Source organism: Neorhizobium sp. BETTINA12A (assembly GCF_023006485.1).
GTDB lineage: Bacteria > Pseudomonadota > Alphaproteobacteria > Rhizobiales > Rhizobiaceae > Neorhizobium.
Map to the genome: position 1 here is coordinate 1 of NZ_JALBGW010000349.1, position 877 is coordinate 877.

Sequence of the window (877 nt, forward strand, 5' to 3'; positions counted from 1 at the left end):
GTACGGCCTCCGGCCTGCGGCGCAGGATCAGCATCGAGGCGGCGCCGCAGATTGGCCCGACCGCCAGCAACACGAACGCCCAGCGCCAGCCGCCCAGCAGTGCGGCCAGATGCGGCATCAGCCAGATCATGAAAATGGTCAGCGCGAACCCCATGCCCATCTGCAGCGATAGTGCCGTGCCGATGTAGTTGCGGTCTGCAAGCTCGGTGACGGCGGCGGAGAACTGCGCCGAATCTCCGATGATCGAAATGCCCCAGACGATCACCACCAGCGCCAGCAGCCAGAAGGGGCCATCGAAGACGAAGCCGATGCTCAGGGCGCAGGCGCCGGAGACGATCATCAGGCCGGCGGTGGTGGCGGTACGGCCGAAACGGTCCGAGAGCACGCCGCCAGCGAAACAGCCGAACACGCCTGATGCGACGGCGATGAAGGTGAGCAGCGAGGCTTCGCTGCTGATGCCGGTTCCTCCCTTGTCGAGGGCTGCGGTCAGATAGGCAAGCAGCCAGGCCCACATGGCATAAAGTTCCCACATATGGCCGAGATAACCGCCGTTGACGAGCAGCAGGTTGCGATCCTTCAGCACCCGGCCGATCTGGCGCGGGTCGAACAGCGCCTTGCCGAACGGATAGGGGCCTTCACGGGTGAAGAGGAGGAGAACGACGGCGCCGACCAGCGTCGCACCGCTCGATGAGAGGACGACATTGTGCCAGTCGACCGCCGACGACATGCCGCGGAAGAGGTGCGGCAGCGACGAGCCGGCGGTGATCGCGCCGATGACGCCGGCCAGCGCCAGGCCACGTCCGGAAATGAACCAGGTGGAGACGAGTTTCAGCGCCGGCGGGTAGACGCCGGCCAGCGCGAAGCCGGTGACCATGCG

Annotated in this window: 1 protein-coding gene; it reads right to left on the reverse strand. The window is 66.2% G+C overall.

Features of this window, described 5'->3' with window-relative positions; genetic code table 11:
* Positions 1-877, reverse strand: an 877-nt coding sequence (locus MOV61_RS30080) for a nitrate/nitrite transporter (protein ID WP_247139199.1), incomplete at both ends; no start/stop codon positions are given.